This window comes from Xenorhabdus thailandensis (assembly GCF_037996785.1).
Classification (GTDB): domain Bacteria; phylum Pseudomonadota; class Gammaproteobacteria; order Enterobacterales; family Enterobacteriaceae; genus Xenorhabdus; species Xenorhabdus griffiniae.
Map to the genome: position 1 here is coordinate 609,382 of NZ_JBBMXF010000007.1, position 24,592 is coordinate 633,973.

22 protein-coding genes and 5 pseudogenes are annotated in these 24,592 nt (G+C 46.9%); 19 read left to right on the top strand and 8 right to left on the bottom strand.

Translation table 11 applies throughout. The annotated features are described in order from the left end of the window. Nucleotides 1-198 precede the first annotated feature (198 nt). Nucleotides 199-1,692, top strand: coding sequence for a glycerol-3-phosphate dehydrogenase (gene glpD / locus AAC853_RS05385; RefSeq protein ID WP_338804203.1), 1,494 nt, complete (start codon nucleotides 199-201; stop codon nucleotides 1,690-1,692). A 204-nt stretch (nucleotides 1,693-1,896) separates the two neighbouring features. Here the strand turns inward: glpD and AAC853_RS05390 are convergent, their stop codons facing one another. From AAC853_RS05390 to AAC853_RS05405, 4 genes and pseudogenes are all read right to left on the bottom strand, one after another. Then, nucleotides 1,897-3,396, bottom strand: a complete 1,500-nt coding sequence (locus AAC853_RS05390; protein ID WP_340613895.1) for an adenosine deaminase family protein — start codon at nucleotides 3,394-3,396, stop codon at nucleotides 1,897-1,899. A 307-nt stretch (nucleotides 3,397-3,703) separates the two neighbouring features. Then, nucleotides 3,704-4,020 (bottom strand): annotated as a pseudogene (locus AAC853_RS05395) (transposase); the annotation flags it as partial. A gap of 63 nt (nucleotides 4,021-4,083) precedes the next feature. Next, nucleotides 4,084-4,179: pseudogene (locus tag AAC853_RS17780) on the bottom strand (hypothetical protein); the annotation flags it as partial. Further along, nucleotides 4,157-4,381, bottom strand: a pseudogene (locus tag AAC853_RS05405) (IS630 family transposase); the annotation flags it as partial. The pseudogenes AAC853_RS17780 and AAC853_RS05405, both read right to left, overlap by 23 nt. Nucleotides 4,382-4,469: 88 nt before the next feature. Between AAC853_RS05405 and soxR the strand changes: the two are divergent. Further along, a pseudogene (soxR, locus tag AAC853_RS05410) lies at nucleotides 4,470-4,932 on the top strand (redox-sensitive transcriptional activator SoxR). 208 nt (nucleotides 4,933-5,140) lie between these two features. Here the strand turns inward: soxR and paaZ are convergent. After that, entirely contained in the window at nucleotides 5,141-7,207 is a 2,067-nt protein-coding gene (paaZ, locus tag AAC853_RS05415; RefSeq protein WP_340613896.1) for a phenylacetic acid degradation bifunctional protein PaaZ, read from the bottom strand. Between the two features lie 328 nt (nucleotides 7,208-7,535). On the opposite strand from paaZ, the gene paaA reads away from it, so the two are divergent. The 15 genes and pseudogenes from paaA (at nucleotide 7,536) to AAC853_RS05490 (ending at nucleotide 19,375) form a co-directional block, all read left to right on the top strand. Continuing rightward, entirely contained in the window at nucleotides 7,536-8,477 is a 942-nt protein-coding gene (gene paaA, locus AAC853_RS05420; protein WP_340613897.1) for a 1,2-phenylacetyl-CoA epoxidase subunit PaaA, read from the top strand. A 39-nt stretch (nucleotides 8,478-8,516) separates the two neighbouring features. After that, the gene (paaB, locus tag AAC853_RS05425) at nucleotides 8,517-8,804 is read left to right on the top strand and encodes a 1,2-phenylacetyl-CoA epoxidase subunit PaaB (RefSeq protein WP_273559315.1); all 288 of its coding nucleotides are present in this window, start codon (nucleotides 8,517-8,519) and stop codon (nucleotides 8,802-8,804) included. Between the two features lie 11 nt (nucleotides 8,805-8,815). Beyond that, nucleotides 8,816-9,607 carry a 1,2-phenylacetyl-CoA epoxidase subunit PaaC gene (gene paaC / locus AAC853_RS05430; RefSeq protein WP_340613898.1) on the top strand — a complete coding sequence of 264 codons (792 nt, stop codon included), beginning with the start codon at nucleotides 8,816-8,818 and terminating at the stop codon, nucleotides 9,605-9,607. Nucleotides 9,608-9,636: 29 nt separating this feature from the next. Next, nucleotides 9,637-10,155: a 1,2-phenylacetyl-CoA epoxidase subunit PaaD gene (paaD, locus tag AAC853_RS05435; protein ID WP_340613899.1), complete on the top strand. Its 519-nt coding sequence runs from the start codon at nucleotides 9,637-9,639 to the stop codon at nucleotides 10,153-10,155. 27 nt (nucleotides 10,156-10,182) lie between these two features. After that, nucleotides 10,183-11,271: a 1,2-phenylacetyl-CoA epoxidase subunit PaaE gene (gene paaE / locus AAC853_RS05440; protein WP_340613900.1), complete on the top strand. Its 1,089-nt coding sequence runs from the start codon at nucleotides 10,183-10,185 to the stop codon at nucleotides 11,269-11,271. A gap of 9 nt (nucleotides 11,272-11,280) precedes the next feature. Continuing rightward, a complete protein-coding gene (gene paaF, locus AAC853_RS05445; RefSeq protein WP_340613901.1) occupies nucleotides 11,281-12,054 on the top strand; it encodes a 2,3-dehydroadipyl-CoA hydratase PaaF in 774 nt (257 codons plus the stop codon). 3 nt (nucleotides 12,055-12,057) lie between these two features. Continuing rightward, nucleotides 12,058-12,855, top strand: coding sequence for a 2-(1,2-epoxy-1,2-dihydrophenyl)acetyl-CoA isomerase PaaG (gene paaG / locus AAC853_RS05450; protein ID WP_340613902.1), 798 nt, complete (start codon nucleotides 12,058-12,060; stop codon nucleotides 12,853-12,855). Nucleotides 12,856-12,857: 2 nt separating this feature from the next. Then, nucleotides 12,858-14,456 (top strand): 3-hydroxyacyl-CoA dehydrogenase, encoded by a 1,599-nt coding sequence (locus AAC853_RS05455; RefSeq protein WP_340613903.1) that lies wholly within the window; start codon nucleotides 12,858-12,860, stop codon nucleotides 14,454-14,456. Continuing rightward, complete coding sequence (paaI, locus tag AAC853_RS05460) at nucleotides 14,440-14,916, top strand: hydroxyphenylacetyl-CoA thioesterase PaaI (RefSeq protein WP_422824180.1); 477 nt, start codon at nucleotides 14,440-14,442, stop codon at nucleotides 14,914-14,916. The genes AAC853_RS05455 and paaI overlap by 17 nt, the downstream gene beginning before the upstream one ends. Continuing rightward, nucleotides 14,913-16,127 (top strand): 3-oxoadipyl-CoA thiolase, encoded by a 1,215-nt coding sequence (pcaF, locus tag AAC853_RS05465; protein ID WP_340613905.1) that lies wholly within the window; start codon nucleotides 14,913-14,915, stop codon nucleotides 16,125-16,127. The genes paaI and pcaF overlap by 4 nt, the downstream gene beginning before the upstream one ends. 125 nt (nucleotides 16,128-16,252) lie before the next feature. Beyond that, nucleotides 16,253-17,584, top strand: coding sequence for a phenylacetate--CoA ligase PaaK (paaK, locus tag AAC853_RS05470; protein WP_273559333.1), 1,332 nt, complete (start codon nucleotides 16,253-16,255; stop codon nucleotides 17,582-17,584). Between the two features lie 171 nt (nucleotides 17,585-17,755). Next, complete coding sequence (gene paaX / locus AAC853_RS05475) at nucleotides 17,756-18,697, top strand: phenylacetic acid degradation operon negative regulatory protein PaaX (RefSeq protein WP_340613906.1); 942 nt, start codon at nucleotides 17,756-17,758, stop codon at nucleotides 18,695-18,697. Further along, nucleotides 18,694-18,909, top strand: a pseudogene (locus AAC853_RS05480) (type B chloramphenicol O-acetyltransferase); the annotation flags it as partial. The gene paaX and the pseudogene AAC853_RS05480, both read left to right, overlap by 4 nt. A gap of 77 nt (nucleotides 18,910-18,986) precedes the next feature. Then, complete coding sequence (locus AAC853_RS05485; RefSeq protein WP_340613907.1) at nucleotides 18,987-19,178, top strand: hypothetical protein; 192 nt, start codon at nucleotides 18,987-18,989, stop codon at nucleotides 19,176-19,178. A 29-nt stretch (nucleotides 19,179-19,207) separates the two neighbouring features. Next, on the top strand, nucleotides 19,208-19,375 hold the full coding sequence (locus AAC853_RS05490; protein ID WP_340613908.1) for a transposase: 168 nt from the start codon (nucleotides 19,208-19,210) through the stop codon (nucleotides 19,373-19,375). 291 nt (nucleotides 19,376-19,666) lie between these two features. On the opposite strand, the gene AAC853_RS05495 is transcribed toward AAC853_RS05490, so the two are convergent. Beyond that, complete coding sequence (locus AAC853_RS05495) at nucleotides 19,667-20,428, bottom strand: IS5 family transposase (protein WP_340613431.1); 762 nt, start codon at nucleotides 20,426-20,428, stop codon at nucleotides 19,667-19,669. 599 nt (nucleotides 20,429-21,027) lie between these two features. Between AAC853_RS05495 and AAC853_RS05500 the strand changes: the two genes are divergently transcribed. Beyond that, entirely contained in the window at nucleotides 21,028-21,219 is a 192-nt protein-coding gene (locus AAC853_RS05500; protein WP_340613909.1) for a hypothetical protein, read from the top strand. A 70-nt stretch (nucleotides 21,220-21,289) separates the two neighbouring features. On the opposite strand, the gene AAC853_RS05505 is transcribed toward AAC853_RS05500, so the two are convergent. Next, entirely contained in the window at nucleotides 21,290-21,685 is a 396-nt protein-coding gene (locus tag AAC853_RS05505) for a hypothetical protein (RefSeq protein ID WP_340613910.1), read from the bottom strand. A 206-nt stretch (nucleotides 21,686-21,891) separates the two neighbouring features. Here AAC853_RS05505 and AAC853_RS05510 point away from each other — a divergent pair, with 206 nt between their 5' ends. Next, entirely contained in the window at nucleotides 21,892-22,791 is a 900-nt protein-coding gene (locus AAC853_RS05510) for an IS982 family transposase (RefSeq protein WP_338882532.1), read from the top strand. A gap of 389 nt (nucleotides 22,792-23,180) precedes the next feature. On the opposite strand, the gene gorA is transcribed toward AAC853_RS05510, so the two are convergent. After that, nucleotides 23,181-24,536, bottom strand: coding sequence for a glutathione-disulfide reductase (gene gorA, locus AAC853_RS05515; protein ID WP_340613911.1), 1,356 nt, complete (start codon nucleotides 24,534-24,536; stop codon nucleotides 23,181-23,183). Between the last annotated feature and the right edge of the window lie 56 nt (nucleotides 24,537-24,592).

A 24,592-nucleotide genomic window follows, 5' to 3' on the forward strand; every position in this document is an offset into this window, starting at 1 on the left:
GCTCCCACTAATATTCCCTCTCAATTTGTATCCCACAAAATCCTTATTAATCTTATGTATAAGATAAGGTTTTGTTACCTGTGTCACGTGAATATGTTTTTTCTGAGTTAATAGTTGGCGATTGATGAATTTTTAATTACAATCTTTGAGCGAAAACGAACATTAAAGAACTGTTTCGAACATTTCATAGGGGATGCAATGGAAACCAAAGACTTGATTGTAATAGGCGGCGGAATTAACGGCGCTGGTATTGCGGCAGATGCTGCTGGCCGGGGGCTTTCAGTCCTACTGTTGGAAGGTCAAGATTTGGCCAGTGCAACTTCGTCTGCCAGCTCCAAACTGATCCACGGTGGGTTACGCTATCTGGAACATTATGAGTTTCGTTTGGTCAGTGAAGCACTGGCAGAACGTGAAGTGCTTTTAAAACTGGCTCCCCATATTGCATTCCCGATGCGCTTTCGCCTGCCACATCAACCACACCTGCGTCCAGCATGGATGATCCGCATTGGCCTGTTCCTGTACGATAACTTGGGCAAACGCGTTAGCTTACCAGGCAGTAAGGGGCTGAAATTTGGCACAAACTCGGTATTGAAGCCATCCATCACTCGTGGATTTGAATATTCCGACTGTTGGGTTGACGATGCGCGTCTGGTGGTTCTAAACGCACAAGAAGTCCAAAAACACGGTGGTGAAGTACGTACCCGCACCCAGGTAACTCGTGCATGGCGTGAAAATGGCTATTGGATGGTTGAAGCCACAAACCTCAAAACTGGCGAAACCAATACATGGCGCGCGAAAGGTTTGGTTAACGCAACTGGCCCGTGGGTGAAAAACTTCTTCGATAACGGGCTGCAACTAAAATCACCTTATGGCATTCGCCTTATCAAAGGCAGTCATATCGTTGTGCCTCGCGTTCACGATGAGCCGCAGGCCTATATTCTGCAAAATGAAGATCACCGCATCGTATTCGTTATTCCATGGAATGACGAATTTTCGATTATCGGCACAACGGATGTTGAATACAAAGGCGATCCAAAAGAAGTCAAAATTGACGATAAAGAGATCGACTATTTGCTGAAAGTCTATAACGACCACTTTAAGAAACAGCTTGGTCGCGATGATATTGTTTGGACCTACTCTGGCGTTCGCCCCCTGTGTGATGATGAATCCGATTCACCACAAGCGATCACCCGTGATTACACGCTGGATGTGCAAGATGAGCAAGGACAAATGCCATTGCTGTCCGTATTTGGCGGTAAGCTAACAACTTATCGCAAACTGGCTGAACACGCTATGGATAAGCTGGCTCAGTACTACCCTAACGCGGGCAATGCATGGACCAAAAATGGCAAGTTACCAGGCGGTGAACTGGAAGGCTGTGATCGCGATGGTTATGCGCGCCTGCTACGCCAGCGTCATAACTGGCTGCCTGAAGGTGTGGCACTGCGTTATGCCCGTACTTACGGCAGCAACAGCCAATTCATCCTGCAAGATGCAGAAACGTTGGCCGACCTCGGCGAATGTTTCGGCCATAATTTGTATGAAGCTGAATTGCGTTACTTAGTTAAACACGAATGGGTAATTGAGCTAGATGATGCTATCTGGCGCCGAACCAAACTGGGTATGTGGCTCACTGATGAACAAAAACAGCGTGTAGCTGACTGGCTGGCACAAAACGCCAAAGCCGCTTGATTGCAAGATTGATTTTGAAAATGGCGATAGAAATTATCGCCATTTTTCATTTTGATTTATTCGTGTCATATAAGTTTTTTTTCGCTCATCGAACTCATAAACTTTCGAAATCAATCATCCCTATTTTCTATCGCAATTCCCTTATTTTTTATTTAATTCAACTGGTTATTTAACACAGCGTTTATATCTCGATCATTCACCGCTTTACTTTTTTTCTATTCCCGCAATCTCTGATTCGTAAATCAAAAACCTGGATCGCAGATCCTGCAACTCCGCCGATTTTTCCTCTGGGGATAAAAAAGAATATTGGATGCTATTAAATACGGTCTTTTTGATCTCTGCATAAGATGGCTTGTAGTTTGTGGCAAAAATGACAAATTCATGAGTCAGGTCACCACGAGAAACGCCTGGGTCATCACTTGATATCACAAAAGGTACTCCATAACGTTGATAAAGTTTTATCGGATGCTCATTCCCTCTAACACCAAGAATAAAGTCATTACTCGTCAGGTTAATTTCGACAGGAATTGCCTTTTCTCTCAGTACCTGGAGTAATGCAAACGCCTTCTCTTCCCTGGCAATATCAACACCGTGGCCGATCCGATTTGCCCCTGCGATATCTACGGCATATCGAATGTGATTTGCCAAATCTTCTGGCGGAACCATTCCACTTACTAATTCCCCCGCATGTAGCGATAAACGAACATCGGGGAAAAGCCTTTTCAGATACCGGAACATCAGCATGTGCAACTTATAGTCACGAATGGCTATATAACCATTTTCCGGCCCAACAATATTCACACCGACAATCTTTTTGCTCATATGTGCCGCCGAAAATGCCGAATACAAACTTGAGAATACAGTCGCGCGTGACGCATTACGAACAACATAAGATTGGAGCCTAATCCGAAATTTATCATCGTCGATCCCGGAAACCGCCGCTTCTTCGGTTTGGATATAATCAGATATGCCTTTCCTGACAAGTGGATCCTTAGCCATAAAATCCGCATAGGGCGCCAATGCTGCGAAAACAGTATTTTCATCAGCATCTGGGCCTAACGCATCAAGTGCTTTAGCCAGCTCTGGGTACTCAAAAGAAGGTGCCCTGTTTAACATTATTTCCAGATACTGAACATTTTCATTTTTGGCTCGATTTTTTAATTTCGTCATCCCATCCATTAAAATTTGATGTGATAATGGGCTGAAATAACTAAAAGTATCAAAAAATTGCTGGTCCGATGCCTTCTGCTCGTGATAATGGTTATGAAAATCTTTGTCTGACCATACCTTCAATAATTCTCGGTAGAAGGCATTGTTTGCCATGACTGCACTCTTTTCGAGACAAAATTGCTGATCCTCGCTTGGGAGTTGGTTTTTCTGACGTGTTTCTATTCGAAAAATTTCGATCTTAAGTTTTGGATCGGTTCGATCATAAATGCAATAGCCCTTATCACCAACCCAATCAAGATAGGTTTCTGCATATATTGCACCAGAATAGTGAATATGGATATCTGCACCTTTAGGCATCATTTTCAATGCCATAGTTAGCTCTGCAACATTTGGATCGTTGGCTTCAATCAGCTTACTGAAAAAACGTGCTGTCGCTGTTTCATTTTCTTTGGCTAAAGCTGTCTTTACTTCACCAGCATTGACCAGGCAAGGAAATAACATCGATAAAATGATTACAATGGATAAAGTATTCATAACCCTTTTTCCTGGTCTCGATATTTGTTAAGCGCTATAAATGGTACTAATACTACAGTCGTAACTTTTCCGTGATCAAGGATCCCTCTCGTCGATGATAATGATATTGCCGGGCTTTATATTGATGTCGCCGCCGCCAATCTGGCCAATATAAAATTTGTTCTACGGTTTCCTCTGCTTTTTTCATTAATTTTGACAACAAATTACTCAGTTCGACCCGACCCTCCGGTGTTTTTTTCTCCTGTAGCTGCAAAACCGCCAGTACTGCATGGGCTAATAATGACAGCGTGATATGCCGATACCAGCATATGCCGGCAGCTAAACAACGAGGACGATCTTCCGTCCACTGTTTGGGCAGATATAACGCCCGGTCAATAAAGGCACTGCTCCCTTGCCGGCGTAACATAGGAAAACTCCTATCTGACTGTTTTCTACCCGCCCGGCCGTGCCGCTATATTGGCGTTGAACACCAGCAGAATGGCTGCCCTTTTTGATAAATCCGGTTTCATCAACGACAAGAATACCTTGCTCATCGCCCAGATGTTCGATGACATAGTCACGTAAGATATCGCAAACGACCTCGGTATCCCAACGCACACGTTCCAGAAAATATTGAATGTTATCCGTATTGTTTCGTACCTGTTCATTCGCGTACTTCCATAATCGCTCAATCGGGTTGAGATTAGGGCTGTAAGGCGGCAAATAATGCAACTCAATATTCAGGACTTCCGCGAAAAATTGAACTATTTCAGAATGATGGTAACCAGCTTTCAGAGCCGCCATTTTCAGGAGCGAGTTTTTCCTCAGAGCAGTAGTCTTTCAGATGACGACTCACCGTACTTTCATGAATACGCAAAGCCTGGGCAATCCAACCTTCTGATGCCAAAAGCACGGCCTTAATGCGGTCATGTACGCGCCCATCACGAGTCGTATCGTGCATCAATTCGAGAGCTTCTTTTTTGGCATCTGTCGGGGTAATCTTCATGAGCACAGTCTTGATCTGATATGGATGAAAAATCAAGCAGCTTCAATTACGATGGGTATACACTAAAGTTAAATTAGGGTTCATCAATATGAAAAAAGATAAATCCATTGATTTTAATCGAGCGTTAACTATCGGAGAGGTATCAAAACGTAGCGGAGTTGCTATATCTGCCCTCCATTTTTATGAATCGAAAGGATTAATCAAAAGTTCACGCAATCTAAGGTAACCAGCGCCGTTTTCCTTCAATTGTATTGCGCTATATTGCGATCATCAAAGTCGCACAAAACACAGGTATCTCTCTGAAAGAAATAAAACAAGCACTAGACCAGTTTCCACCCGATAGTCAATTGACAGCCGAACAATGGCTAACATTTTCTTTACAATTGCAGGATGTTCTGGATAAACGCATCAAAAAACTCATCCGATTACGAGATAATTTAGGTAATTGTATTGGGTGTGGATGCCTTTCGTTAACAGAGTGTCCTTTACGTAATCCGAATGATGTTCTTGGACAAGATGGAGCCGGCCCAAGAATTTTAGAAAAAGATTAAACACGTTGTTCACTCGTATCTCTCTTGAGAAAGCCCTCCCCATTTTGTCGGTTGGCCGCTTATCGCGATCTAAAACGAGTTGGCAGAAACACGCACTTAGAAGAATTATTCCGAACGTTACAACTCACATATGCAACCGATAAAATTCAGCCTGAGGATTACCGCTGCCCCTTGCCTTTGACAAATACCCCCAGGCTCTTTGCTTATCCTAAGCCATAACATCCCCTTGCTGCCGTTCCACTAACGTCAGAATGCTATAAAGCGCCACCGGCTGTTGTTCCTGATTCAACACCTGCACATCCCATATCACCACACCATGTGGTTTATCTTCTGGTGTCTTCTGGACTTTCTTAATCTTCTTCTTGCAGGTCAAACGCACTTGGATGGTATCACCAATCTTGACCGGCTCAATAAAACGCAGGTTTTCCATACCGTAGTTGGCAAGTACCGGTCCCACTGCACCATCAACGAACAAACCCGCAGCAGCCGATACGACAAAATAACCATGGGCTACCCGTTCGCCAAACAAGGATTCAGCTGCACCGATCTTATCCACATGAGCGTAAAAATGATCGCCACTCAGACAAGCGAAATTCACAATATCCGCTTCCGTCACCGTCCGGCGAGCAGTCAGTAAACTTTCACCCATTTCAATTTGCTCAAAATATTTGCGGAATGGATGAATCGGTTCTTCTTTCACTTTCGCGCCACGAACCCACTCACGGCCAATCGCTGCCAGCATACTTGGGCTGCTTTGAATCGCTGTGCGCTGCATATAGTGTTTCACAGCACGCAAGCCACCTAACTCTTCGCCGCCACCGGCACGCCCTGGGCCACCATGTGCCAACATAGGCAACGGGGAACCGTGTCCCGTGGATTCCGCAGACGCCGCTTCATCTAGCACTAACATACGGCCATGCGCACAGGCTGTCGCCCGGATCACCTGTACGGCAATCTGCTCATCTGCCGTCACCAATGAGCCAGCCAAACTCCCCTGTCCCATCATCGCCAATGCAATCGCCTGTTCGGTATCCTGATACGTCATTAACGTGGCAACCGGCCCAAAGGCTTCTGTGCCGTGTACCACCTGATTGGTCATTGGATCTGCACAGTAGAGCAACGTCGGCGGGTAGAAGGCGCCATTACGGTTGCTATTGCCTGTCAGCACCAATTTATCCAGTGAACCACCACATAAAACCTCGCAACCACTCGTGCGCAATTCGTTGACTTTCGCCTGCACCTCGTCACGCTGTTCCCGATTAATCAACGCCCCCATGCGCACTTCTGGCAACGTAGGATCACCAACAGCCACACCAGACAGCCGCTTAAGTAGCGCTTGTTTAACCGCTTCCACTTGGCTGGCAGGCACAATAACGCGTCGGATAGCCGTACATTTCTGGCCGGCCTTCACCGTCATTTCGCGTACCACTTCTTTGATGAAAACGCCAAACTCCGGCATATCTGGTGTCACATCCTCACCTAAAATGCAGCAGTTAAGCGAATCCGCTTCCATCGTAAAAGGAATGGATTTTTCTATCAGCCGAGGATGGACACGCAACTTCCGTCCCGTTTGTGCCGAACCGGTAAACGTCACGGTATCCTGATAATCAAGATGATCAAACAGATCACCAATGCCACCACAGATCAATTGCAGTGCCCCTTCCGGCACCAGGCCGCTATCGATGATCATTCGCACCATCGCCTGTGTCAGTTGGGCAGATGCGGTGGCAGGCTTGATAATCGCTGGCATACCTGCCATCCACGTTGGCGCCAATTTTTCCAGCATTCCCCAACACGGAAAGTTAAACGCATTGATATGCAGTGCAACACCGGGGCGGGAAGTCAGCACATGGCGTGCCACAAACTGGGATTGTTTAGACAGTGGGATCATCTCATCTTCCGGCCACAAGGTATCATCCGGCAATTCTCGCCCTGCCAATCCTGCATACGAGAACAGTGTTGCTACACCCCCCTCAATATCCACCCAACTATCCGCACGGGTCGCACCTGTTTCCGTGGAAATGGCATACAGTGCTTCTTTGTTGGCGAGCAGGTGTTTTGCAACTGCTTTCATCATCTGCGCACGCTGTTGGAACGTCATCGCAGCCAGTGCCTTTCCCCCTTTTTCACGGGCGTAGACTACACTTTCTGCCAATGGCAAACCTTCTGAAGATACCTGATACAAAGCTTCGCCGCTTACTGCATGATGAATGGTTCTGGGATTACCTTGCCCATACATCCAGGCACCACAAATGTAACTCGTTAACTGTTGCATTTTTTTCTCCACCGATTTAACCAATGAAACAATTATTAAGTAATGGAATGCCATTTATGTATCACATATATGATTGACAAAACCACTCATAAAATTAACAAAATACAAACATTTGCACCTAATCACTTGTTAATATTTATCCCACCGCCAAATAAAAATGATTAATTAATTGTTTTATAAAGAGTTAAAATTAATATTGTGACATGAACAACAAATGCACAATTTTTGTGTTTGCTATTTTTGTTACCAGTTTGTAGATTTGCAGTTATAAAAAGTGATTCATTTTTATGTCTTATATTAGAAAATAAGAATCATAATGGAGTCGCATATGACAACTGATCCACTTCAGGCGAGCTTTGAAGCAAAAATAGCCGCAGATCTCTCTATTGAGGCTAAAGATTGGATGCCCGAAGCCTATCGCCAAACCCTGATACGCCAGATTGGCCAACACGCACATTCAGAAGTCGTCGGCATGTTACCGGAAGCCAATTGGATCACCCGTGCCCCTACACTGCGTCGCAAGGCCATATTGCTGGCGAAAGTCCAGGATGAAGCCGGGCATGGACTGTATCTCTACAGCGCCGCTGAAACATTGGGCTGTTCCCGTCACGACATCTACCAAAAGTTGTTAGATGGCAAGATGAAATATTCCTCGATTTTTAACTATCCCACCCTCAGTTGGGCCGATGTTGGCGTGATTGGCTGGCTGGTGGATGGCGCAGCGATTGTCAACCAGGTTGCCTTATGCCGTGCCTCTTACGGTCCCTACGCCCGCGCGATGGTCAAAATCTGCAAGGAAGAAAGCTTCCACCAGCGGCAAGGTTATGAAGCAGTCACAGTGCTGGCGAATGGCAACGAAGCCCAACGTACCATGTTACAAGATGCCGTTAACCGCTTCTGGTGGCCGACATTGATGATGTTTGGTCCCAATGACAGTGACTCTCCCAACAGCGCCCAAAGCATGGCATGGAAAATCAAGCGATTCAGCAATGATGAACTGCGGCAAAAATTTATCGACAACACCGTCCCCCAGTTAGAAGCCCTGGGTATGACAGCGCCCGATCCTGAGTTGGCTTGGGATGAAACAACAGGACATTACCGTTTTGGTGCAATCGACTGGGATGAATTCTATCAAGTACTGAAAGGGCAAGGGATATGCAACCACGAACGTCTGGAAGCCAAACGCCGGGCTTGGGAAAACGGAAGTTGGGTACGGGAAGCAGCTTCTGTTCACGCCAGAAAAATGGCGGCCAAAAAGCGCGCTGCTTAATGCTGTGCACGACCTGAACAACATCGGAAGGAGGACTCAATGAACGATACCGATTGGCCACTGTATGAAGTCTTTGTCCGCAGTAAACAGGGGCTAGCGCACCGTCACGTCGGCAGCCTCCACGCAGCAGACGATCAAATGGCGCTGGAAAACGCACGCGATGCCTACACTCGGCGCAATGAAGGTTGCTCCATCTGGGTGGTGCAATCCATCTATCTGGTGGCCTCACAACCGGAAGATCGCGGCGCTTTTTTCGAGCCATCGGAGGACAAGATTTACCGTCATCCGACTTTCTACACCATTCCTGATGGCATCAAGAATATGTAGGGAACCGGAATATGAATATACCCAGCATTTCATCCCCCAATCATTCCCGGTTAAACCACGCCCTGTTCAAATATGTACTTCGTCAGGGAGATACCCCACTGATTCTGGCACAGCGTTTGTGCGAATGGTGTGGACATGCACCAGAACTGGAGATTGACCTTGCCCTGTCCAATATCGGCCTCGACCTATTGGGCCAAGCACGCCATTTCCTCAGTTATGCCGCCACCCTTTCAGGAACAGGGCAGGATGAAGATCATCTGGCGTTTTGGCGTCATGAGCGCGAGTTCTGCAATCTGCTGCTGGTGGAACAACCTAATGGCGGCTTTAACGACACCTTGGTACGCCAATTTTTTATTGATGCCTATCATGTCTTGCTGCATCAGGCGCTGGGACAAAGCCGTGATCCCCAGTTGGCGGCCATTAGTGCCAAGTCGTTGAAGGAGGTGGAATATCACCTGCGCTTTAGCCGAGGCTGGATGATCAGATTGGGGGATGGAACGGCACTGAGTCACGAAAAAATCCAGCAATCGATCAATCAACTGTGGCGCTTTACTGGCGAACTGTTCTATTGCGACGAAATAGAACAGCAACTGGCAGAAGAAGGCATTGCCATTGATCCGCGTACCCTGCATGAACCGTGGCTGCACATCATCAACGAAACGTTCACCGAAGCCACGCTAGAAATGCCACAGGAAGCCCCTTACCGGCAAGGTGGAAAACAAGGACTACATACGGAGCATTTGGGATTCCTGTTGGCAGAAATGCAATACCTGCAACGTACCTACCCCAACTGCAACTGGTAACAAAACGGAGAGGGTAATAGGAGGTGATCATGGAACAGCAATACAATACTCGCTTTTACTCAGAGATACAGCCGCCGGAAGTTCATCAAATCTGGCAATGCCTGCACCAAATTGCCGATCCAGAACTTCCTGCTCTCTCTATTACTGATCTCGGCATGATACGGGCCGTCACCCCATTACAAAACGGCTGGCGGGTGACATTTACCCCAACCTATTCCGGCTGTCCTGCGACGGAATACCTGATCGAAACCATTCAGAACATACTGGCACAAGCCGGCTTCTCTCCCGTACATATCGAAGTGAGCCTGCATCCTGCGTGGACCACCGATTGGATAAATGCAGATGCCAAACAACGTTTGCGAGCATCCGGTATTGCTCCGCCTCAAGGATTAGTTTGTGAAAAAACGGCGGATATGGAACCCATCAGCTGCCCGTACTGTGGCAGCCATGCAACAGAAAAAATCAGCGAATTCGGTTCCACTGCCTGCAAAGCGCTCTACCGCTGTCGGGATTGTTGGGAACCATTTGATTATTTCAAATGCATTTAACGAGGACGCACTTAAGAGGAACGTAAGATGTCCACTTTACATCAAACACGCTCACATGGCTTTCACCGCTTAAGCATTGCCGCCATTGAAAGAGAAACGCCAGATGCTGTAGTCGTTACCTTGCATATTCCCGATGAGCTGAAAAAACAGTTCTGTTATCACCCCGGCCAACACCTGACACTCAAGGCGAAAGTGAATAACGAAGAACTACGCCGCTGCTACTCCATCTGTAGCTCACCGTTGGATGATGTATTACAAATTGGTGTCAAAGCCATACACCAAGGCCGCTTTTCGACCTTCATCAACCAACAATTAAAAGTCGGGGATGAGCTGGAAGTTATGCAGCCACAAGGCAATTTTGGCCATCACCCCAATCAAGGCCAGCAGGGACATTATCTGGCTATCGCCGCCGGTTCGGGTATTACGCCCATTTTATCGATCATCAAAAGTACGCTGGCATTAGAGCCTAATAGCACTTTTACGCTTATTTATGGCAATCGCACTAGTCGCTCCATCATGTTCAAAGAAACGCTGGCCGATCTCAAAAATTGCTACCTGAGCCGTTTTCAAGTGCTGTACTTATTCAGTCAAGAATCCACTGATAGCCCATTATTTAATGGACGTATTGATACTGAACACCTAAACCACATTGGCAAAACCTTGCTCAATTTTACCCAATTTGACCATGCTTTTCTCTGTGGACCCGAAGCCATGTTGGATGAGGCCCATTCTGCATTGGAGCAGGCGGGAATACCGGTTGAACGCATCCATAGTGAACGTTTCAATACCGGACAAGCCACGGTAAATTCCCGCCCTGCCAATCTTACAGAACGCTGTGAAACCCGCGTTGAGATCCACCTGGATGGCCGTATCCTCAACATTGCCATGCACGCCGAAGATAACAGCATCCTCGATGCCGCATTACGCCAAGGCGCAGATTTACCCTACGCCTGCAAAGGCGGGGTATGCGCTACCTGTAAATGCCAGCTTAAAGCCGGTGACGTGGATATGAGGGTGAATTACAGCCTCGAACCCGATCAATTGGCTGCCGGTTATATCTTAAGTTGCCAGTCATGGCCGAAAGGCGATGGCGTCGTTGTCGATTTTGATGTCTGAGGAGCCACCATGAATCAGGAATGGATTTTATGTCAGGAGCAGCAAAGGGTACGCATATTAACCTTAAATCGGCCAGAAGTACGCAATGCCCTCAGTAATGATTGTCTGGAACAACTCGTACAGCAATTGGAACTCGCCGATGCGGATAACGATACAGGCGCCATTGTTATTACGGGATCACAACGCTGTTTTGCCGCAGGTGCCGACCTGAAAGAACTACAGCAACAGCGCGTTGCAACAGCCATGACTGATCGCCGTCCACAGCTATGGCAACGTTTAAATAATATCAGTAAGCCTCTGATCGCTGCCGTTAATGGCTACGCACTTGGTGCTGGCTGCGAACTGGCATTGGCTTGTGATTTGGTGATTTGTGGAGAAAACACCCGCTTTGGCCTGCCAGAAATCACCTTGGGGCTGATGCCAGGGGCGGGGGGAACGCAACGGCTCATCCGCAGCGTCGGCAAGGCATTGGCTTACCAGATGGTATTAACCGGCGAAGCTATCGATGCTCATCGCGCCCGGGAAGCGGGGCTAGTCAGCGAAGTTTGCACTGATGCTCTGACATTAGAACGTGCAGTACAGATTGCACAACGCATCAGTGAATTTTCTCCCTTAGCCCTGCGGGCGGCCAAGGCAGCTCTCAAAACCGCACAAGAAACCAGCCTGTCACAAGGGCTACTCGCCGAACGCCAGCACTTTGTTACGTTGGCAGGCACAACCGATCGTCAGGAAGGCATCACCGCCTTTCTGGAAAAACGTAAACCAACCTTTAAGGGGTTCTGATCGATGGAAAACATGTCAACGGTACTGACCGATATACAAGCAGGTGTCCTTAACATTACTCTCAACCGTCCAGAATGCCTCAATAGTTTTAACGAGGAGCTGCACCAGCAATTAAGTTTGGCAATGGATATTGCTGAACAAGATGAGTCCGTACGTTGTGTCCGGCTCACCGGAGCCGGACGTGGCTTCTGTGCCGGACAAGATTTAAACGATCGCAATGCCATCATTTCTGATGGCGATATCCCTGATCTTGGCAAATCCGTTGAACGCTACTACAACCCGCTAATCCGGCGTATGACTTCCCTGCCTAAGCCCATTGTCTGCGCCGTCAACGGTGTAGCGGCGGGTGCCGGTGTCTCTCTTGCCCTGGCCTGTGACATCGTTATCGCTTCCCGTACCGCCAGTTTTATTCAGGCTTTCTGCCGCATTGGACTGACACCCGATTCTGGCGGTAGCTACTTCCTGCCTCATAAGATTGGGCAGGCGCGGGCGATGGGGATGGCACTATTAGGCGACAAAATCAGCGCCGAACAAGCACTGGATTGGGGCATGATCTGGCAAGTCGTTGAGCCTGAAGAGTTGGAAGACAAAACCCAGAAGCTCGCCCGACACCTTGCTACCCAACCTACCTTAGCCCTGAGCTGCATCAAGCAAGCCACCTATGCAGCCGCAACCAATACGTTGGACCAACAACTTGATCTCGAACGAGATTTACAACGCCTGTGCGGGCATAGCGAAGATTTCCGTGAAGGCGTCAATGCGTTCATTGAAAAACGCCAGCCAACGTTCAAGGGGAAATGATCATGAACACGCCTCCCCTCCACGGCCCTATAGCCGTTATCGGTGCGGGAACAATGGGCATCGGCATTGCCCAGGTTGCGGCTCAGGCAGGACATTCCGTCCTGCTGTTTGACAGCAACAGCGAAGCGGTCAGTCAGGCGCTGGATAATTTACGCACCCGCCTGCATCAACGTGTAGCAGCAGGCAAAGCCGAAGCCAGTGCAACAGAAACCCTGTTACAACGCATCACTCAGGCGAATTCATTACATGCGTTAGCACCGTGTGGGCTGGTGATTGAAGCCATTATCGAACAACTGGCAGCTAAACAGGATCTCTTCCAGCAACTGGAATCCATTTGTTCACAGCAAACCCTGTTTGCCAGCAATACTTCATCCTTGTCGATTACCGCCATTGCCCGTGTCCTGTCTGCCCCGCAACGCATGGCTGGGCTACACTTTTTCAACCCAGCTCCTCTAATGAAGCTTGTGGAAATCGTTCAAGGTCTGGAAACTTCCCCCCAAACCGTGGCAACACTCAAAACCCTCGTGACTGGCTGGAAAAAACAAGCTGTGATTTGCCGTTCTACGCCGGGATTTATCGTCAATCGCATCGCCCGTCCATTCTACGCTGAAGCCCTGCGTGCACTGGAAGAACAGGTTGCCACTCCCGCTACACTGGATGCCATTCTCAAAGAATCTGGTGGTTTCGCGATGGGGCCATTACAACTGATGGATTTGATCGGCCATGATGTTAACTACACCGTGACGGAATCCCTGTTCCAGGCTTTCCATGGCGATCCTCGCTTCCAACCTTCGCTGCTGCAAAAAGAGTTAGTGGATGCCGATCATCTTGGACGCAAACGTGGTCGTGGTTTTTACGTCTATGACATCAAAGGAAACGGTGGAAAAAAAGAGAGCCAGCCACAACCTAAGATCGCGCCGAAACACACCAAAACCCTAAAACAACCGATGCGGATCAAAGCGACAGGAAATTGGGCGGCATTGCCGCACTTGGTTGCCCTGTTACAGCAATATGGAATCATCTTCGAAGAAAACAAAAATGACCGATTCCACTCCCCGACCTTGCAGCTTGATGACATTCTCTTGATTCTGACCAAAGGGAGAACCTGCGCCCAGATTGCCGACGAAGTCAGGGCACCCGTGGTGCAATTTGATCTTTCTGTCAATCACCAATCAGCTTCTATCATTACACTCAGTGCTGCTTGCCAGAATACGCCTCAACAAACCGCAAAGGTGATCGGTTTTCTGCAATCCCTTGGTAAACAGGTCATTCTCTTGCCAGACTATCCCGCTTTGTTAACCATGCGTACCGTTGCCATGCTGTGTAACGAGGCACTGGATGCCTTTAATAAAGGCATTGCCAACGTTGAAGATATCGATTTGGCGATGTGCCACGGTGTGAATTACCCCATCGGCCCGCTGGCATGGGGTAAGCAGTTGGGTTGGAAACATATTCTCAGTACACTGGAAAACTTGCAGAAGTTTTATGGGGAACCCCGTTACCGCCCAACGCCTTTACTGCGCCAACTCGCGGCGGGACATACTCAACTCCCTCTCCAGCAGCCCCAAAAACGCCAAAAAGGGGATGATCATGCAAAATAATGCTAACGCAGCTCGCCACTACGTTGAAGCTATGTATGCCCAGGATGCCTGTGCCCAAAATATGGGGATGCAGATTGAACATATCAATATCGGGTTTGCCCGACTCAGTATGAAAATCGTACCCAATATGCTCAACGGTCATCAAAGTTGTCACGGTGGCATTCTGTTCAGCCTGGCGGATACCGCTTTCGCCTATGCCTGTAACAGCGACGGGAAAGCCGCCGTCGCTTCCAGTGGCAGCATTGATTTTATCCGTCCGGCATTGGTGGGTGATCAACTGATCGCCACCGCTTCTGTTCGGCATCAAGGTAAAAACACTGGCCTGTATGACGTGGAGATCATCAACCAAAACGGTAAAGTTGTCGCTTTTTTCCGTGGTTACTCCTATCGTCTCAGTCATCCTATTTCTGACAATACGCTGAAAAAGAACCAGCCAAACCGTCAGGGAGAGCAATCATGAACCATGCATTTATCTGTGATGGTATCCGCACACCTATCGGCCGTTATGGTGGTGCGCTATCCAACCTGCGGGCTGACGATCTGGCTGCCCTGCCGTTACGGGCATTGATGACGAGTTATCCAGCGTTGGATTGGGAACAAATTGATGACGTGATCCTCGGTTGCGCCAATCAGGCTGGAGAAGATAATCGCAACGTCGCACGTATGGCACTATTGCTGGCAGGGCTACCAAATTCAGTCTCTGGTACGACAGTCAACCGGTTATGTGGCTCAGGCCTCGATGCACTCGCCTTCGCCGCTCGCAGTATTAAATCCGGCGACGCCCAACTGATATTGGCGGGTGGCGTTGAATCGATGACCCGCGCTCCTTTTGTAATGGCCAAAGCAAACAGTGCTTTCAGCCGGCAAGCTGAGATCTTTGATACCACCCTTGGCTGGCGCTTTATTAACCCGCTGATGCAACAGCAATTCGGCACAGATTCCATGCCAGAAACGGCAGAAAATGTCGCCGCCCAGTTTCAAATTAGCCGTGATGACCAAGATGCCTTCGCCCTGCGCAGCCAGCAACGTGCCGCCAGAGCGCAACAACGTGGCCTACTGGCCGAGGAAATCCTCCCTGTTACTCTGCCTCCCGCCAACAAAAAAGGCGTAGCTTCGGTCATTTCACAGGATGAACATCCCCGCCCAGAAACGACGCTCGAACAATTACAACGACTCAAAACCCCATTCCGTGCCGGCGGTACGATCACCGCGGGTAACGCTTCCGGTGTCAATGATGGGGCGGCAGCACTGATCATCGCCTCAGAAACGGCAGCCTTACGCCACGGCCTGACACCACGGGCGCGTATCATCGCAACGGCAACATGTGGTGTTGAGCCACGTATCATGGGGATCGGGCCACTGCCTGCGACTCGCAAAGTGCTGGAACTCACCGGCTTAACCCTAAACCAACTGGATGTTATTGAACTGAATGAGGCCTTCGCTGCACAAGCACTGGCTGTGATGCGCCAACTGGGGTTACCAGATGATGCAGAACACCTGAACCCGAATGGAGGCGCGATTGCGTTGGGGCACCCTCTGGGTATGAGCGGCGCCCGCCTTGCGTTGACAGCCACGCTTGAACTGGAGCGACGTGCCGGACGTTACGCCTTGTGCACCCTGTGTATTGGGGTAGGACAAGGCATCGCCATGATTATTGAACGTGTTTCATAGCAGCTATTTTTACAACAACAAACTGATACACAGTAACCTGACTTCACCAACACCTGTATATCACTACGCACACATAACCACAAAAACAACCTGTTACAAACAAACCAACAAAAGGACAGGAAACTATGAACAACAACGTACAACACCTAAAAAGACCCGCCAAACAATCTCTGGATGCCATTGAATTTGCTTCACGTGATGAGATTCAGGCATGGCAATTTAACCAGATGAAATGGACCCTAAACCACGCCTACAACAACGTTCCCATGTACCGCCACAAATTTGATACAGCCGGTGTCCATCCAAGTGATTTTAAACAACTCAGTGACATCACCAAATTTCCTTACACCACCAAACAAGATCTGCGGGAGCATTATCCTTTCGATACCTTCGCTGTCCCAATGGAACAGATAGTTCGCATTCATGCTTCATCCGGCACAACAGGACGCCCAACCGTGGTGGGTTATACCCAACAGGACATCGACAATTGGTCAGAACTGATCGCCCGCTGCCTGCGATTTGCCGGAGTAAGTGCCAAAGACAAAGTTCACATCGCCTACGGTTACGGCCTGTTCACAGGAGGATTAGGATCACATTATGGGGCTGAGCGACTGGGAGCGACCGTCATTCCGGTATCTGGCGGTAACACCATAAAGCAAGCGCAGCTGATTGTGGATTTCAAACCTGACATCATTATGATAACGCCTTCTTACTGCCTGACTTTACTGGATGAACTGGAGCGCCAGATGGGTGGGGATGCCAGCACATGCTCCTTACGTATTGGTATTTTTGGCGCAGAACCGTGGACAACCACCTTGCGTACTGAAATTGAAACACGCATGGGCATCAAGGCGTTGGACATCTACGGCCTGTCCGAAGTGATGGGGCCAGGCGTTGCTATGGAATCACTGGAATACGCCGACGGCGCCACCATTTGGGAAGATCATTTCTACCCGGAAGTGATTAATCCTGACAACCTGAATAACCTGACAGACGGTGAAACCGGAGAACTCATTCTCACTACCCTGAGCAAAGAAGGTATGCCTATGATCCGCTATCGCACCCGCGATCTGACGCGCTTATTGCCTGGTACGGCATGTAATATGCGGCGCATCGGCAGAGTCACCGGCCGTTCCGACGACATGATGATTATTCGTGGCATCAATGTTTTTCCATCACAGATAGAAGAACAGATCATGCACATCAAGGAACTCTCACCGCATTATCAATTAGAAATCAACCACGAGGGCAATCATGATTGCTTGTCAGTCAAAGTTGAATTGAAAGAGCCAAATCAGCTGAACGATGAACAACGTTGCAATCTCTGTCATCAATTGCGCCATCACATAAAATCGGTAGTAGGGCTTAACACCGATGTCAGCATTGTCAATTATGGTGTCATTCCACGTTCAGAAGGTAAAGCAGTACGGGTAATCGACAACCGACCACGCGAATAAACCTTTCGCCACCGCAAGTTAAATAATATGAAACAGCGGTGGCACCTTTTTCCAATGGTATTTTTCCCAATAGTATGTCGCCTCAAAGGGATTTTTCTAAGCGTATCGATTAAGCCCATTGATACAGTTATGCTAATGTTATGACACACTTTTGAGCAGATCACCGAAACTATGACACATAAACTTGACGATTTTATCCAACACGCTCTCAATGCACAGCCTATCAGCGGAACATCGCTTATCATCTCCTTATATGGGGATGCCCTGAGTCACCGTGGCGGTGAGGTTTGGCTTGGTAGTTTGAGCTTCTTGCTGGAGTCGATGGGGTTTAGTGACCGTTTTGTGAGAACAGCTGTATTTAGGCTGCAAAAAGAAGGGTGGCTTACAGTCGAAAAACTAGGGCGACGCAGTTATTACCGCATCGCCGAGCGGGGAATGCATCAATTTCGTCATGCAGAGGATAAAATCTATCTCAGTGAACAGCCAGAATGGGATGGCAAGTGGGATCTGCTGCTACTGGAAGGCACCGCCAAAAACGAGCGTATCCGCCTGAAAAAAGAGCTGAGCTGGCTCGGTTTCGCACAATTTAACCGTACCCTGATGGCCGCTCCAAGTCATTCCCAAAGAGATATTCCCTCACTGTTAGGGGAACTCAACGCCAGCAATTCTGTCATTTATTTCCGTGCTGATTATCCTTACCCACGTTCAGAACAGAGCCTGAAAGAACTCGTCTCTCTCAATTGGTCACTGGAACAGATATCACAGCACTATCACGAATTTATTGTTTCCTTCCGCCCGTTGATGACGCTGCTACGGGATTGTCATGAGGCTGACCTGACGCCAAGACGCTGTTTCCAGCTGCGTCTTCTGCTCATCCACTTTTACCGCCGTATCGTTCTGCGCGACCCACTGCTGCCTGATGCCCTGCTGCCCGCGCAATGGGAAGGGCAAATTGCCCGTCATTTATGTATCAATATTTATCAGCACATTGGCCCTGCTGCGACACACTATGTCAGTGAATGCTGTGAAACGACCATTGGCCAATTACCTCAACCCACCGCCGCGTATTATCGACGTTTTGGCGGGTTATACAATAAAACAAGTACCCTATGAAAAATTATTTCGATAGTCCCTTTAAGGGCAAAACATTAGCGGAACAAGTCTCCAATCCCAATATCCAGGTTGGCCGCTTCAGTTACTATTCCGGTTACTATCACGGTCACTCATTTGACGAATGCGCCCGTTACTTATCACCTGATTTTGCTAATGTTGATAAGCTCATCGTCGGCAGCTTCTGTTCCATTGGTACAGGTGTCGCTTTTATCAGCGTCCTTCAGAGGGTGTCGTAAAAGCCCATGTTATCCATTAAGATCGGCGCTCTTCCTTTAGGCGCCGATCTTTTATGACCTTATTCACCCGAAAACTGGAATCGTCTGTTCACACCCAACGTCAATTTGTCAAAGCGCAGCATTTACCTGTATTGGATGGCTCTCTTTCCCTTGGGGATTATCTCAAGCAAATGGGAGAACGCAGTGCACTTATTGTCGCGGAGTGTAGTGGCATGATAATTCCGGACACCTCAAAAAATTGCTAATGTTAATTACATGACAATGAGGTGTGACAATGAAAGTGAAGCTTACCAAACGCCACTATTCCGCTGAATTTAAGCTGGAAGCAGTTCAACAGGTTGTTCTCCATCAACAACGGGTTGTTGATGTCGCCCGTTCATTGGGCGTCAATACCAGTACGCTGGGAAAATGGGTTCGCCAGTATCACGCCGAAATACAGTAACTCAACGGCATGCCAATAACGGACAATGTTCTCTTGCTTAGTCAAAACTCTTCCCTTGCGATAGCCAATCTTGTTCTTTCCTTCTTCTTACTGTTGGTAAGGCCCAACGCATTTCGCACATAGTTCCGTCTTCTCGGTGCCCAAGTGCCCCGCCTATTTAAGCGGGCCACTTACAATTCCATTCCGATGGCATTGCTCTGTTAGTCAATGAGATAGCTTTCGTCCATCTCGGGATGAACTTCAAATCTTTCTGTTCCAAGATAGAGTCTGTTGACGTTTTGTGTTCATCATTTATTCTGACCACATGGGTAGCCAGACGATGATAAATGCCAGTGCCACCATACTGGCATAATTCCGTGCTAATTTATCGTATCTTGTTGCGATTGCACGAAAATGCTTGATTCTGGCAAACGCATTTTCCACTAAATGACGATAACGATATAAACCCTTATCAATCTTTTTATCCGATTTTCGGCTATTGTTCCGGTAGGGAATGACCGGTGTCGCGCCTTTTCGTTTGACGATTTCCCTGAAAGCTTCACTATCGTATCCTTTATCCGCAATAACAAAATCTGAAGTTGGAGATTGTGCAAGGAGACTTTCAGCATGAACGATATCATGTGTTTGTCCCTCGGAAAGCTCAAAATGGACAGGAAAACCGTAACTGTCTACGGCTAAATGGATTTTGGTTGAGAGTCCGCCACAACTTTTACCTATGGCCTCATTCTCCTCTGAGGCGGCGCCCGCACTATGCTGATGTGCACGGATAATACTGCCATCAATAAACAACCATTCAGTATCCGTGTCTTCAGACAACATTTTGAATAATAAATCAAAAATGCCTTTTTTTGACCAAGCATTAAAACGTCTGAATACGGTGTTCCATTTGCCAAATTCATCCGGCAATTCACGCCATGGAATACCCGTTCTCATCCGGTAAAGAATGCCTTCGAAAGTCAGTCGGTGTTCCTCTTTATTGTAGATAAGCTCATTTTGTTGCATGAATAAAAATAGCTTATTCCACAAAGGAGCTGGTAACATAGTTCTTGGCATGATGTTCTCAAGGTAACGGTTTTTTGGCGAAAACAAGGATACCAGATCATCATGCCGTTCCAATTCCCCTCACAAAACATCCACAGCCCCTAGATCAAGCCTACTTCCTTTGGAAGAGCATCCAGTCTCTCTATTGCTCGGTATTAACATATAAACGATGCTCGTCCAGCCAGTTTCTGGAGTCGTGATAATTATGGAGTGTTGCCTCTTCTAGTCGGGCAACATGTTGCTCAATCCGACTTCGGCTGACCAATAATCTTAAAAATTCTATGGACTAAAGCCGTGTTAAGGGGCGAGCAACGTTACCACTCAGCCCTAACTCATTGTGCCGTAAACACCAACTCAGAATTAAACCGAAAATGCCAAACATTGGTAATCTCTCTTAGACGCCTTATTACACGTTGGTCACTGTTTTGGTAAGATAACATAATAGTGAGGATCTTCATCGCCGTACCTAGTTGAAATATCGACTTTTATGCATGGTTTTCTTTCATTACCACATGAAGTTAAATTACCATAATTTTTCAAACTTAATATCTTTTCCTCTAATAAAACTTTTTCTTAATGAGTTTATTTCACTAATTGTCGGAATTTCTTTAATGAAGAAAAACCATAAAAGAACTCCTGCCAATAGGAAAAACAAAAAGAACATCATTCCCAGCTTTAAAACCGATAGTTTTGCTGCCTTTTCATATTTTTTTGCGGCTCTTTCTGCACACTCATTTGCATTTTTGAGCTTAGAGATTACTTCTTGTGATATTATTTCCGCATACCTTTTGCTAGCCAGTTGAACTGAATGTTCAATTTTTCTATCAAGAGACTTAGTACAATCACTTATGGCGTTAATATTTCTATTAAGATTTATAATTGCAACTTCGATGTTTTCTTCGTTTTTCTTACTTGCTTCAAGAAGATTGTAAGGATATTATTTAAGCAAATTTCTTCAAAAGGTTTTGTTTCGACATACCAGTGAACTTCTCTAGAGATTTTTTTTAAAATTTCATGCTCTCCGATAGCAACAGTTAATTGTTCGCATCGTTTTTTTTCTTTTTCTAAACTGCTAGCACTATTTTTGAATTCGATTAACCTGACTACGCTAGGAAACTCTAACAGCATATCTCCTAACTCTTTATCTGCTGGGGTCTGTTGAAGCAAATTAATCACAGACAATTGATTTTTTTCTGATTGAGACATTCCAAGCGAATAGCCTAAACTATACAAGAAATTTCCAATCACAACATTTTCATATAGCTTCAATTAGATAGCTCCATTTGTTAAACGTGTAATAGTGTATTACCCTAAATTCTAACAAAACCCCAGCTAGGCTTAGCGTTCAAATGTCTAGATAAAATAATTTAAATATTTTAACGCGATGCTCGACTTTTATGATGAGTTGAAATGACATAGCCGCTCCTTTATAACTTTAAGTCGTCAAAAATAGAGAAATAAAGGAACAAAAGGCTATGTCACAGCAAGATTTTATCATTTGGGTGTTTTGTTGGGTAGATGACAATTTAACGCAGTTACAGCAAGGTATGCGATTCAGAAGCCGGGGATATCCGCCTAAACTGAGCGATGCAGAAGCTATCACGATGGAAGTGGTGGGTGAATTTTTAGGGTTTTCAACAGATAAAGGCATTTGGACGTACTTTAATGGCCACTGGCGCGAATGGTTTCCGGGGCTGGGTTCACGCGCCAATTTCGCTAAACAGATTTCGAATCTTTGGGTTGTTAAACAACAACTGCAAGAAAAACTGGCGAGGTTATTGGGCGCGCTCGACAGGCCGGTACATATTATCGACGGATTTCCATTGCCCGTCTGTGGATTCAAAAGAGCAAAAGGCTGTGCCAACTTCAAAGGACAAGCCGATTATGGGTACTGCGCCGCCAAAAACGAAATTTACTACGGCTTCAAAGGACATCTCATGATAGACGAAACCGGCGTGGTAACCGGGTTTACACTGACGCCCGCCAGTGTCAGTGAGCGTGAAGCAATCTGGGATGTGCTCGGCTCGATAAAAGGCTGTTTGCTGGGTGATAAAGGGTATTTAGGCGTTGAATTTAAGCAGGAAATGAGGGTGGAGGGTATTGAAATGATTACCCCGGTGCGAGCCAATATGGATGATCCCCTCCCCAGAAAAACGAGAAGGATCATTAACGCCAAACGCCGTTTAATTGAAACCGTGATTGGTCAACTCGCCGGACAATTTGCTATCGAGAAGTGCTGGGCACGGGATTTGTGGCATTTGAGTAATCGAATTGCCAGAAAACTGCTTTCTCACACGTTGGGTATTTTTGCCAATGTTAAACAAGGTAAAAATCAACGCGACTGGCTTCAACAAGCCAACGTTATAGGGTGTTAAAGTCGAGCATCGCGTTATTTTAGCAACCTCGCATCACTTTGAATGAGTTTCCAGTACTTTCAAAACCAGAAAAACCGAGACAATTTATTCCGAGAATTATTTTGGCTAGCTTTTGGGATTTTCATCGCCACACCATGTCCAGAACAGGTTCATACCCATACATTGTTAGTCGCTATACGGTAGGGGCAAACATTAGGTAAATAGATGAAAATTTATAGGGCAACAGGAGAGGATATTTTCGATTGAGCTAATGAGTCAAAACGAGCAATGGGGCATAAACGTTTTAGAAGAGGCAGTGTATCGATGAGTCGATAAATGAAGGCCAGAGAACGATGCTCTGGCCTCTCAGTTTTTCTACAGTACGAACGTGTGTAGGTGGGTTTTCTACATTAACCCCTCATAGTCACAAACTCTTCCGCCGCCGTCGGATGGATAGCAACCGTATTATCAAAATCCTTCTTCGTTGCTCCCATTTTCAGCGCAACCGCAAAACCTTGCAGTATTTCATCCATTCCAAAGCCAATACCGTGAATACCAACTATCTTCTCATTGGCTCCTACACAAACCAGCTTCATACGGCATGGCTGACGGTGCTGCGTCACTGCGGTGTACATTGCGGTGAATGACGATGTATAAACCTTAACCTGATCTTCGCCATACTGAGCCTTTGCCTGTGGTTCCGTCAAACCTACCGTACCAATTGGTGGATGGCTAAATACCACTGTAGGTATATTGGTGTAATCCAGATGTTCATCAGGTTTGTTATTAAACAGACGCTCTGACAAACGACGCCCTGCTGCTACCGCAACGGGTGTCAATTCCACCGCGCCCGTGTTATCACCCACTGCATAAATACCGTTAACATTGGTATTCTGATACTTATCGACCTGGATATAGCCTTTTTCATTCAGCCTAACACCGGTTGCAGCCAGATTCAGCTTATCTGTCATTGGCTCACGCCCAATCGCCCAGATCAGCGTATCAACAACCTGCTCCCGACCATCCTGCAATTTAACAGTCAGGCTGCCATCACTATTTTTCATCACAGACTGTAATATTGCTTCTGTATGCAGTATTGGCTCTTCAGTTTTGATGACTTCTAACAGTGTTTCCACAATCATGGGATCAAAAGAACGCAGAGGTGCGTGCTTACGGACAAACAGATGTGTTTCGCTACCCAATGCATTCAAAACACCCGCGATTTCAACAGCAATATAGCCAGCACCGACCACAGCAACACGCTTCGGCATTTCATTTAGTTCGAAGAAACCATCTGAATCAATACCATATTCAGCACCGGGAATATCTGGACGTACAGGGCGACCACCTGTCGCGATCAGGATATGGTCGGCCGTGATTTTTTCGCCATTAACCTCAACAGTATGTGCATCAATAAAACGGGCGAATCCTTGAATAACATCGACCTTATTGTTATTCAATACGCGTTCATATGACTGATGAATACGATCAATATAAGCAGTACGGCTAGCAATGAGTTTTTTCCAGTCAAAATGATTGACGGTAGTATCAAAACCATAATCGGGGCCATATTGATGAATAGATTCCGCAATTTGAGCAGCGTGCCACATCACTTTCTTTGGTACACAGCCCACATTAACACATGTTCCACCTAATGCCTTTGCTTCAATCAGGGCACATTTTTGCCCATACATGGCTGCACGGTTAATGGAAGCAATCCCGCCACTGCCACCACCAATTGCAATATAATCGTAATGTTTACTCATCTTAGGTCACTTCCGTCTAATCAATTAAGTTACTGCTAAAGTTCAGCCTGACGTCA

What these genes read in the sequence shown, in the direction of transcription:
- AAC853_RS05495 (WP_340613431.1), bottom strand. Translation starts at nt 20,428, where the DNA reads ATGCCAAGAACTATGTTACCAGCTCCTTTGTGGAATAAGCTATTTTTA.
- paaC (WP_340613898.1), top strand. Translation starts at nt 8,816, where the DNA reads ATGAATATACCCAGCATTTCATCCCCCAATCATTCCCGGTTAAACCAC.
- paaA (WP_340613897.1), top strand. Translation starts at nt 7,536, where the DNA reads ATGACAACTGATCCACTTCAGGCGAGCTTTGAAGCAAAAATAGCCGCA.
- paaD (WP_340613899.1), top strand. Translation starts at nt 9,637, where the DNA reads ATGGAACAGCAATACAATACTCGCTTTTACTCAGAGATACAGCCGCCG.
- paaB (WP_273559315.1), top strand. Translation starts at nt 8,517, where the DNA reads ATGAACGATACCGATTGGCCACTGTATGAAGTCTTTGTCCGCAGTAAA.
- gorA (WP_340613911.1), bottom strand. Translation starts at nt 24,536, where the DNA reads ATGAGTAAACATTACGATTATATTGCAATTGGTGGTGGCAGTGGCGGG.
- paaF (WP_340613901.1), top strand. Translation starts at nt 11,281, where the DNA reads ATGAATCAGGAATGGATTTTATGTCAGGAGCAGCAAAGGGTACGCATA.
- paaG (WP_340613902.1), top strand. Translation starts at nt 12,058, where the DNA reads ATGGAAAACATGTCAACGGTACTGACCGATATACAAGCAGGTGTCCTT.
- AAC853_RS05485 (WP_340613907.1), top strand. Translation starts at nt 18,987, where the DNA reads ATGACCTTATTCACCCGAAAACTGGAATCGTCTGTTCACACCCAACGT.
- pcaF (WP_340613905.1), top strand. Translation starts at nt 14,913, where the DNA reads ATGAACCATGCATTTATCTGTGATGGTATCCGCACACCTATCGGCCGT.
- AAC853_RS05510 (WP_338882532.1), top strand. Translation starts at nt 21,892, where the DNA reads ATGTCACAGCAAGATTTTATCATTTGGGTGTTTTGTTGGGTAGATGAC.
- AAC853_RS05490 (WP_340613908.1), top strand. Translation starts at nt 19,208, where the DNA reads ATGAAAGTGAAGCTTACCAAACGCCACTATTCCGCTGAATTTAAGCTG.
- AAC853_RS05500 (WP_340613909.1), top strand. Translation starts at nt 21,028, where the DNA reads ATGAAGAAAAACCATAAAAGAACTCCTGCCAATAGGAAAAACAAAAAG.
- paaZ (WP_340613896.1), bottom strand. Translation starts at nt 7,207, where the DNA reads ATGCAACAGTTAACGAGTTACATTTGTGGTGCCTGGATGTATGGGCAA.
- AAC853_RS05390 (WP_340613895.1), bottom strand. Translation starts at nt 3,396, where the DNA reads ATGAATACTTTATCCATTGTAATCATTTTATCGATGTTATTTCCTTGC.
- paaE (WP_340613900.1), top strand. Translation starts at nt 10,183, where the DNA reads ATGTCCACTTTACATCAAACACGCTCACATGGCTTTCACCGCTTAAGC.
- paaI (WP_422824180.1), top strand. Translation starts at nt 14,440, where the DNA reads ATGATCATGCAAAATAATGCTAACGCAGCTCGCCACTACGTTGAAGCT.
- paaK (WP_273559333.1), top strand. Translation starts at nt 16,253, where the DNA reads ATGAACAACAACGTACAACACCTAAAAAGACCCGCCAAACAATCTCTG.
- glpD (WP_338804203.1), top strand. Translation starts at nt 199, where the DNA reads ATGGAAACCAAAGACTTGATTGTAATAGGCGGCGGAATTAACGGCGCT.
- paaX (WP_340613906.1), top strand. Translation starts at nt 17,756, where the DNA reads ATGACACATAAACTTGACGATTTTATCCAACACGCTCTCAATGCACAG.
- AAC853_RS05455 (WP_340613903.1), top strand. Translation starts at nt 12,858, where the DNA reads ATGAACACGCCTCCCCTCCACGGCCCTATAGCCGTTATCGGTGCGGGA.